This is a genomic window from Pseudoalteromonas sp. MIP2626 (genome assembly GCF_013414205.1).
GTDB classification, from domain to species: Bacteria; Pseudomonadota; Gammaproteobacteria; order Enterobacterales; family Alteromonadaceae; genus Pseudoalteromonas; species Pseudoalteromonas nigrifaciens.
Genome location: NZ_JAATTW010000081.1, coordinates 1 through 9,487, shown reverse-complemented (window position 1 = coordinate 9,487; position 9,487 = coordinate 1). Strand labels below are relative to the sequence as shown.

Below are 9,487 nucleotides of genomic sequence, written 5' to 3'. Positions count from 1 at the left end.
AGATTTAAATGGTTTAAAAAGCAATTCTGGGTTAAAAAAACATTTTGGTCTGACGGATATTTTGTTTGCTCTGTTGGAAATGCGGCTGCTGATACAATTCGAAAATACATTCAAGAGCAGGGCTAACTATTCCGATTCATCCCATCGACGCCGCTTCGCGTCGATCAATGGGTTTTCTCGGAAAATTTCGATAAAATCGCACCTACAAGTAAATCCAAGTACCAAGCTTGATAGGGCGTATTGACCTTGATACGACCCTAGTGCGGTTTACTTTATCGGGGTCGTATCATCTATCTAAAAGCTAAAGCCCGACACCTAAAAGCTGCTCTTTTGCTAAACCTTACCCTCTAACTTTTGCTGCTCTGCGTGTGATGAGCTTACAAGCTGTTTAAAGTAATCGCTTTGTGCTGCGCTCAGTGGCATTTTTTTCCATTGTGCAGTGAGCTCAGTGGCGCGCTGCCCTACCCAATCACTGTGATCCTGATTATTAGCGACAAGCTGCGTCAACATAAGCCCCGACGGAGTTAGCTCTGGCTGTTGTAATAATGGCTTGTAGTGTTGTATCGCCTCACTGTAGCCGCTACCAGCTTGATCAAGTAACTCTGCTATAGCATCTAGCTCTGCAAATAGCTGTTCGCTCCAAGCACTGCGACTAAGATCACCATTAGCAGTTTCTAGCAGTAAATCAGGGCATCGCCCCTGCTCGGTCACACGGGTATGATTGCGTGCCAAGCGCTGTTGTTCTTGCTCGCCAATTTCTGGGCTATCTTGTAATAAGCAAAACAGTAAAAATGTATCTAAAAAGCGAATTTGAGTGTCATCAATACCTAGCGCCAACATGGGGTTAATATCGAGATTACGTACTTCTATGTATTCAACCCCGCGATCGTTCATAGCCTGCAGTGGTGTTTCACCCGCGTGAGTAACACGTTTAGGGCGAATATCGCTGTAGTATTCGTTTTCAATTTGTAAAATATTATCGTTTAGCTGACGTTTTTCACCATTTACCTCAACCCCTATACGCGTATAAGGTGCATGTGGCGTGTGAAGCGCTTGTGTTAAATCGCGGCTATATTCAGCTAAGTTATTGGTACTTACATTTAAACTCGCTTGGGCATCGTTTTGATAGCCAAAACCACTCATTCGCAACGAAGTTGCATAAGGCATATAAAGCGTATCGCTGCCCAAACTGGCTAACTGATGCGCGCGGCCATCAACAAACGAGCGGCTTAACGCAGGAGATGCACCAAATAAATAAAGCAATAACCAACCATAGCGACGAAAGTTACGGATCAGCGCAAAATACTGAGCAGAACGAAAATCAGCAAGCGAGTCTTGGTTACCCTGTAGAGTTTGATACCCCTGCCAAAAGCTATCCGGTAATGAAAAATTAAAATGAATACCCGCAATACTTTGCATAATACGCCCGTAGCGCATATCTAGCCCACGACGATAAGTGTGCTTCATTTGTCCTTGCACCGAGCTACCATATTGAGCAATAGGCACACTATCATTACCTTGAAGCGCACACGGCATACTTGCTGGCCATATATTTTGCGCGGTTAGTTCAGTGGCAGTATAACGGTGCAATTGTTGTAAAAAGTCGAGTGTGTCATCAATACTTTCAACTGCTGGGGTAATAAACTCCAATAACGACTCTGAGTAATCTGTAGTGATATGAGGATGAGTTAGCGCCGAGCCTAAATTATAAGGATGAGGGTTTTGTGCCAACAAACCATCTGTAGTTACTCGTAAAGCTTCCTTTTCGATACCCCTTTTAATATGTGCCAATGGTTGGATCAAATCAGCATTGGCTAACTGTGTTAGGCGTGGAGTTAGGGATAACGTCATAAAAACCTCTGTAATAATTCAGTTAATCAGGAAGTTTCCCTGATCCTTTTTACTTGTGCTGCTTTCGCGCCTTAACCTAGGCATACGATGACTGTGCTAGTAAAAATAAGTAGAGCATTATATTTCTTATGCATTAATAAATAATCCCCTCATTGTGTAAATGACTTTTACTAAGTGGTAATAGTGCCAAAGGCGAAGTGCAAATTTAAAAAGCAATCTAAAAGGTTAAAAACTAAAGCGGCTAAGTTGACCCAAAACTCTCACTGTAAATATTAAACCTAAAGCGCGAGCTAAAATGACATCTAAAAATGGCCCTTTAACACCGAGCTTGGCAAGTTTTTAGCAGATTACTAATACCTGCTATTTATAACGCTGGCCCTCCCTATTTAATGAGAATAATGCTACAATATCAAAAGCTAAAAACATTTTTGTGTAAACAAACCCATGTTTATTATCGCTTATTATTTTACCTATTAAAAAATGAAAACCAGTTCATACTTAGCAGCAGAGTAACTACTATCCCATGCTCTAGTGCATAACTTACAATAACGACCTAACCCAGCCCTTAGCTACAAATGAGAATAATATATGTTTTTGATTGATCAAATAATATTGTTAGCCGCGGTATTAATTTTACTGGGTATTGTATCCAGTAAATTATCAGCTCGTCTCGGTTTGCCTGTACTGGTAATGTTTTTAATGGTCGGTATGCTCGCTGGTGAAGATGGCCCCGGAGGCATATTTTTTGACAATGCAGCAGCGGCGCATTCTTTAGGTACGCTCGCATTAGCAATGATATTATTTGATGGCGGTTTGCAAACGCCCTTAAAAGCGATAAAAAAAGTCTGGAAACCCGCCTCCGTGTTGGCCACCCTTGGGGTACTAATTACCAGCGCAGTAACTGGAGTTGCTGCCGCATACATGCTTGATATTCCTTTGCTACAAGGCTTATTGTTTGGCGCTATTGTAGGCTCAACCGATGCCGCAGCCGTATTTGCGCTACTGCGTAATGCCGGTATTCATTTAAACACCAAACTAAAAGCCACCCTCGAAATAGAAAGTGCCTCAAACGACCCCATGGCAATATTTTTAACCGTAGGCTTACTAGAGGTTCTGGTAAACGACATGAAGCTAGGCACAGGCCTATTACTCATGTTTGTATCACAAATGGGCTTAGGCGCATTAGTCGGCTTAGCCGTGGGTTGGAGCTCTGTTAAATTAATTAATAAAATTCAATTAGTTGCTACCGGTTTGTATCCGGTATTGGTTGCTGCGTGTGGTTTACTCTCATTTGGTATTACCGCAAACATTGGTGGTAGCGGGTTTTTAGCGGTATTTATTACCGGTGTGGTTATTGGCAACAGCCGTTTTGTGTTTCAGCGCAGTACGTTTTTATTCCACGACGGGTTAGCTTGGTTAGGTCAAATTACCATGTTCGTGGTGTTGGGCTTATTAATAAACCCAACCTCGTTATTAGATGTGTGGTTTGAGGGACTGATCATTGCATTAGTGCTTATATTTATTGCTCGCCCTTTGGCGGTTATTCCGGTGTTAGCGCTATTTGGTTTTAAAGCGCGTGAAATCACCTTAGTGTCTTGGGTTGGGCTACGCGGCTCAGTCCCTATTATTTTAGCAATATTTCCTCTTATGTTTGGCCTGCCTGGCGCCGAACTCATATTTAACGTAGTATTTTTTGTGGTGTTAATTTCAGCCACACTGCAAGGCTCAACGCTTGCTTTAATGGCCCGCAAACTAAAGCTTACTTTACCACCGCCAGTGACTCCCGCAGCCACGTTAGAGATCACTGCTTTAGGCGATGTTGACGCCGATATTGTTGAATACACCATAGGCAAAATGTCACGCGCTGTTGGCCGTCGTTTATCGCAATTAGCACTACCCGATAGCACAGTAATGGCAATGATCAGTCGTAATAATAATATTATTGCCCCGCGCGGCTCTACGTTATTACAGGCAGACGATCAGCTATTTATGGTACTAAAACCGCATACCCGCGAGTTTGTTGACTGTGTTTTTTCAAGCACGATTGATCAAGATATTACCGAGCTTTCGGCAAAAGAGCTAAGAGTTAAAGGCAATACCAGCGTAGCCAGCATAGCCTATTCTTACGATATTCATATTGCTGCTGAACCAAACGATACGCTAGAGCAAGTACTAAAAACCTCGCTAAACAGCTTACCTAAGGTAGATGACTTTATTGAACTTGATGACGTAAAACTCACTATTTGTGAAATGGTTGGCGACCGTATTATTACCGTTGGTATTATAATTACCCTAGATGAAAGCCTAGAAGAATAAAGAGCTTACCATGGCTTTTAAGTAGTAAATTACATTTAATACAGCTATTAGCTAACAGCCTTACACGGCTGTTAGCTTTAAAAGCGCAACGTTAAGGTTGTAGTAACAGTGAGGTAAGTCGTTGCAACCCTTTACCTTTATTAGTTATTTTCCAGGCAATAAATAGATCTTGGCAAGGTCGTTGCTCGGTTAGCTTTACCTCCACTAACTGCCCCGACCCTATATACTGCTCAATTAAACGCTTGGGTAAATAACCAATACCTATACCGGCAATAATAGCCGCAATTTTTTGCGCAACAGAGCTAACAAAAAAGCGCTGGGTGCCCTCTATTATATTTGCCGACCATGGAATTTCTTGCTCTGCAGAGTCGTGTACTATCACACTGCGGTACTGAGCAAGGCTACTCATATCGAGTGGTTGCTGCTGCGTTGCTAACGGGTGCGTGCTATTTACCACAAGTACACTTTGATACTCATCTATTTTAACCGCGCGAATGCCTTTTTGGTTCGGCACTGGCGACGGTGCGCCAATAACTAAATCAACTTTGTCTTCAATCAGTACTTCCCAGCTGCCGTTCATTACCTGTTCTTGTACATCTATTTCAATATTTTCATGCTCTGCTAAAAACTGCTCTATACTGGTAAATATCGGTTTTATATCAATAATCGAGTCAAAAGCAATACGAATTTTTGGCTCCCAGCCATTCGCAATTGTTTGTGTTTGCTCCGACAATGAATTAATCGCCAAAAGCAACTTGCACCCCTCGGTCAGTAAATGTTTGCCCGCAGGAGTTAGCACAGCACGACGTCCCTGACGCTGAAACAAAGTCACGTTTAATTGCTCTTCTAGTTTTTGTACTATGTAGGACAGCGCCGAAGGTACTTTATTTAATTGCTCTGCGGCTGCCGCATAACTGCCACGATGCTCAATAGCGTCAAGCACCAGTAACGCTTCAATACTAATAGGAGGTGTACTCATGGTTTTTTTCATCCAAATAACAACTATTCAAATTATTTGAACATATCAAGCAAATAATAGGCATTATTTAATTACAAAACAACAACTACAATGGCTACATACTCAATTAAACATACTTACTTAACATCAACAAGGGTAAAAATTATGACTATTAAAAATATTGCTAACGTTATCACTAAAACTGAACAATCACTGGCTACAGTACCACTGCGCGTTATTGCAGGTATTATTTTTGCCGCTCACGGGGCGCAAAAATTATTTGCATGGTTTGGTGGTTATGGCTTAGAAGGCACAGGACAATGGATGGAATCAATTGGCCTAGCACCAGGGTTTTTAATGGCCTTAATGGCAGGTAGTGCAGAATTTTTTGGTGGCTTATTTTTAATTGTTGGCCTACTAACAAGACCTGCTAGCTTTGTACTGGCTATTACTATGGTTGTGGCTATATTTACCACTCACATTGATAACGGCTTATTTATGAGCAACAACGGTTACGAATTTGGCCTAGCGCTATTAGCAATCACACTGGCTTTAGTTATCCAAGGTGGCGGTAAATTCTCACTTGATAACGTAATTAACCGTAACTTAAACAAAGCGTAATATTAGTTATTTAAAACACACACCGCATAGCTATGCGGTGTGTGTTTATGCATTTACAGCACATTAAGGAGTTAATAATGGGATTAATCGTAGACGGAAAATGGGTTGACCAATGGTACGACACAAAAAAATCGGGTGGTAGGTTTGAGCGCCAAGCAAGCCGCTTTACCCAACAAATTTCAAACGCCGCCGATAGCCAATTTAAACCCGAAGCGGGACGTTACCATTTATATGTGTCGCTAGCTTGCCCATGGGCACACCGCACCATGATAATGCGTAAATTAAAGCAACTCGAAAACGTAATTACACTTAGCGTAGTAAAGCCCGAAATGCTCGAAAATGGCTGGGAATTTGGTGAGCACGGCGATCCGCTTTATAACCTAGATTACGCCTACCAATTGTATTTAAAAGCCGATGCCAATTACGAAGGCCGCGCCACTATTCCTATTTTATGGGATAAAAAAACCCATACCATAGTTAATAACGAATCATCGGACATCATGCGTATTTTAAATACCGCGTTTAACGAGCTAACCGGCAACACCGACGACTACTACCCGCAAGCACTACAAGCAGAAATCGACAGCGTAAACGAGCGCATTTACAACACGGTAAATAACGGCGTATATAAAGCAGGCTTTGCCACCACGCAAAGTGCTTATAACAGCGCTTACCATGCATTATTCGAAAGCCTAGACTGGTTAGAGCAACGCCTAGCTACACAGCGCTACTTAGTTGGTGAGCAAATTACCGAGGCCGACTGGCGCTTATTTACTACTTTAGTGCGCTTTGACGCTGTGTATCATGGCCACTTTAAGTGTAATCAGCAAAAAATTAGTGAATACCCTAACCTATATAACTATGTCACTGAGCTGTACCAAGTACCAGGCATTAAAGACACTGTTGACTTGGAATACACCAAAATACACTACTACGCCAGCCACAAAACTATTAACCCCACCGGCGTAGTACCACTAGGGCCTAAAACACAATTTGAGCAACCGCACGATCGCGACCGCCAATATTAATAAATTTGCTAGCTGTGGGCGCTATCAACCCTAGCGCTACTCATTCACCCTCATTGCCTGCTCTTTGTGCACAAGTATTTAAGCCCATTTATTCACAAAGAGGAGGTGAGGCGCTGCGCTTTTAGAGGAATAACAATGCCAAGAACGATATATTTTATGTCTACTCATTTACCCTCATTGTCTGCTCTTTGTGCAAATTGTTGTAGGCGAGGCTTTATGCCGCGCATTTTATATTAAAAACCTATTCACAAAAAGGGTATGAAGCGCTGTGCTTTTAGAGAAATAACAACGCCAAAAACGATGTGTTTTTTGTCTACTCATTTACTCCTCATTTTATTCTCTTTGTGCAAATTGTTGTAGGCGAGGCTTTATGCCGCGCATTTTATATTAAAAGCCTATTCACAAAAAGGGTATGAAGCGCTGCACTTTAGAGAAATAAATAACAATCCACGGTCAGTTTCCAGTTAGCCCTCAGCTCGTAGCTTTTATTTACTAACAAATATAATGATGTAACATTAAACCCATATTGCGCAGAACGAGCTAATAAATGAAACTAGGACGAAATGATCCCTGCCCATGTGGCAGTGGCAAAAAGCACAAACATTGTTGTATGAACACTGTATCTACTAAACAGCATGCACAAATATTTGATGACATAACGCAAACTTTAGCCATGAATCCAGAGTTAAGTTTAGATGAGCTAAACCTTGTCGCAGAACAAACAATAGCTGCGCGAAACAACCAAGCCGATAGTGATTTTTGCGGGCTTTGCCCAACGCAAATATCTAATTGGCTCTATGCCCCGTTCAACGAATTAACAAAAGTTACTTTTAATACTCCAGCAGATTTATCAAGTAGCCCAGTGATGAGCTATTTAGCATTAATTTTTACTGAAGCCATGCAACAAGGCGGCTCAATTAAAGCAACGGCTAAAGGCAATTTACCTGCTAAATTAGTCAAACAAGCCTCTGAGCTACTACCTAACTTTGCTGTTTCTAAATACCCCATCCATATCAGTATTATTGAATTTGCAGGCAGTAACGAAGATAAGTTTAACGCCCTACACTACACGCGTACTTTGGCTGATGTTGCCGGTATTATTTACTATAAAAGTGGCCATTTTCATATTAAAAAATCGGTGCAAAAGCTGTATCAAACCCAGGGGATTAATGCTTTTTACCTCCCTATGCTCGAAGCCGCCATCATGCAATACAATTGGCGTTACTTCGACAGCTTTACCGATAGCGTGGATCTGCGCGCATTTTGGCTATTTATGCTGTGGCGACTACAAAAACATGCCTCGGTCGAGCAACTAATTGACGAAGTCATTACCGCATTCCCAGCGTTACTTAGTCACGCTCCAGCGTCTCAATACTCAAGTCCGAGTGAGCTATTAGGCAGACTGATTGAATCTCGATTCATCAATCGCTTTTTAGAATTTTGGGGATTTGTTAGCATCGATCCAAAGCGTAGGGGAAATGCCAATATACAGCCATTGCTAACGCAAACCTTTCAGTTTGCAATTTAGTACCACACATACAATTATTATTCGCCTCACACAATGAGGCGAATAGTATAGCTAATTGCCTCATTACTGATTTTTACGGCAACATCTAAAAACAGGTCACTATCAATTAACATTTCATTTTCAGAGCCTATATCAAGAGTTATCGCACCTATCTTCTGCGTATGACCAATAAACACGTCTAACCTATTTTGTTTAATACCACTGCTCATCGTTCACCTCTTTATTATTGTGGTGCGACGCGTCATCACTAACAAGGCTAAACGACAATCCCAAGTACTCCATCACTTTAAGCACATTAAAAAACTGCACATTAACATCACCTTTTTCTATTTTTATCAGCGTAGGCTTCGAAATGTTTAGTGCTTGCGATACATCAACTAGCGTAAGCTTCATACCGGTTCGCTTTGAAGTGATCGCTTCAGCGAGTAACACTGACGAAAATGACTTAGATAAATCAGGCATTTCAGTGTGTTTAACCACTCTTCCAAGTGTTTTTTTTACAGGGGGGTTACTCATTAAAGGTCAACTACAGTTTACTTATATGCTTTATATTAGAATACAGCTATTAAAAGTCAAATTAAGTTTACTTTTAGTTGTAATTAATCAGGCAGGAAACCATAAGTAACCTAAAGTTTACTTATGACTCATTTGAATTAGTTTTAGACCCTTAAGTAAAGTATAGATTACCGTAGGCGTTGAGCTTGCTGACGCGAAAAGCGCAGCTTTTAAATTGTAGGCAGGAGTTTACCTCGCGCTTGGGCTTTTAAATTGCAAATTTGAGTTATATGTCGCGTTGGCGACAGCAGTTAAAGCTTTATGTTATTTAACACTTGATTGCAATATAACTTAAATACATCAAATGCTTGCTGCCAATTAAGGCTATTATTCCCATAAACCATAGGTACTACATATTTGTTAAAGCGTTCTTCATATAATGTATTGGTTTGTAGTAAGCTTAAGCCAAACTTCAGTTCAGCAATCGGACTTTTCATAAATTCAGCGTGTTGGTTTGAGTAACGCGTTAAGTCTTCCGCAATAACTTTACTTACCAAAGACATTACGCCAGAAGCACTCGCAAGCCCAGCTTGTTGAATATAATACGTATCTTGACATCCTCCCCCACCTCGCTTCGCGCCCGACAAGTCGGGAAAGGAGGGGGATTCCTGTTTCATAGCGTATCGCTTT

At 41.3% G+C, this 9,487-nt stretch carries 9 protein-coding genes and 1 pseudogene; 5 read left to right on the top strand and 5 right to left on the bottom strand.

The window, feature by feature from the left end; all coding sequences use genetic code 11:
* On the top strand, window positions 1-126 hold a 126-nt coding region (locus HC000_RS17695), incomplete at its 5' end, for a transposase (RefSeq protein ID WP_179808335.1).
* A 207-nt stretch (window positions 127-333) separates the two neighbouring features.
* Here the strand turns inward: HC000_RS17695 and gshA are convergent.
* Window positions 334-1,851, bottom strand: a complete 1,518-nt coding sequence (gene gshA, locus HC000_RS17690; RefSeq protein WP_179808334.1) for a glutamate--cysteine ligase — start codon at window positions 1,849-1,851, stop codon at window positions 334-336.
* Between the two features lie 588 nt (window positions 1,852-2,439).
* On the opposite strand from gshA, the gene HC000_RS17685 reads away from it, so the two are divergent.
* Window positions 2,440-4,167, top strand: a complete 1,728-nt coding sequence (locus tag HC000_RS17685) for a potassium/proton antiporter (protein WP_089369055.1) — start codon at window positions 2,440-2,442, stop codon at window positions 4,165-4,167.
* Window positions 4,168-4,258: 91 nt separating this feature from the next.
* Here HC000_RS17685 and HC000_RS17680 read toward each other — a convergent pair whose 3' ends face one another.
* The gene (locus tag HC000_RS17680) at window positions 4,259-5,146 is read right to left on the bottom strand and encodes a LysR substrate-binding domain-containing protein (protein ID WP_179808333.1); all 888 of its coding nucleotides are present in this window, start codon (window positions 5,144-5,146) and stop codon (window positions 4,259-4,261) included.
* 144 nt (window positions 5,147-5,290) lie between these two features.
* Between HC000_RS17680 and HC000_RS17675 the strand changes: the two genes are divergently transcribed.
* The 3 genes from HC000_RS17675 (at window position 5,291) to HC000_RS17665 (ending at window position 8,302) form a co-directional block, all read left to right on the top strand.
* Window positions 5,291-5,746, top strand: coding sequence for a DoxX family protein (locus HC000_RS17675; protein WP_011329744.1), 456 nt, complete (start codon window positions 5,291-5,293; stop codon window positions 5,744-5,746).
* Between the two features lie 77 nt (window positions 5,747-5,823).
* A complete protein-coding gene (locus tag HC000_RS17670) occupies window positions 5,824-6,774 on the top strand; it encodes a glutathione S-transferase family protein (RefSeq protein ID WP_179808332.1) in 951 nt (316 codons plus the stop codon).
* Between the two features lie 547 nt (window positions 6,775-7,321).
* Complete coding sequence (locus HC000_RS17665; RefSeq protein ID WP_179808331.1) at window positions 7,322-8,302, top strand: SEC-C domain-containing protein; 981 nt, start codon at window positions 7,322-7,324, stop codon at window positions 8,300-8,302.
* Window positions 8,303-8,328: 26 nt separating this feature from the next.
* On the opposite strand, the gene HC000_RS17660 is transcribed toward HC000_RS17665, so the two are convergent.
* The 3 genes and pseudogenes from HC000_RS17660 to HC000_RS17650 form a co-directional block, all read right to left on the bottom strand.
* Complete coding sequence (locus HC000_RS17660; RefSeq protein WP_086996888.1) at window positions 8,329-8,511, bottom strand: hypothetical protein; 183 nt, start codon at window positions 8,509-8,511, stop codon at window positions 8,329-8,331.
* The gene (locus tag HC000_RS17655) at window positions 8,495-8,818 is read right to left on the bottom strand and encodes a helix-turn-helix transcriptional regulator (protein WP_086996891.1); all 324 of its coding nucleotides are present in this window, start codon (window positions 8,816-8,818) and stop codon (window positions 8,495-8,497) included. The genes HC000_RS17660 and HC000_RS17655 overlap by 17 nt, the downstream gene beginning before the upstream one ends.
* Before the next feature lie 290 nt (window positions 8,819-9,108).
* Window positions 9,109-9,487, bottom strand: a pseudogene (locus HC000_RS17650) (hypothetical protein); the annotation flags it as partial.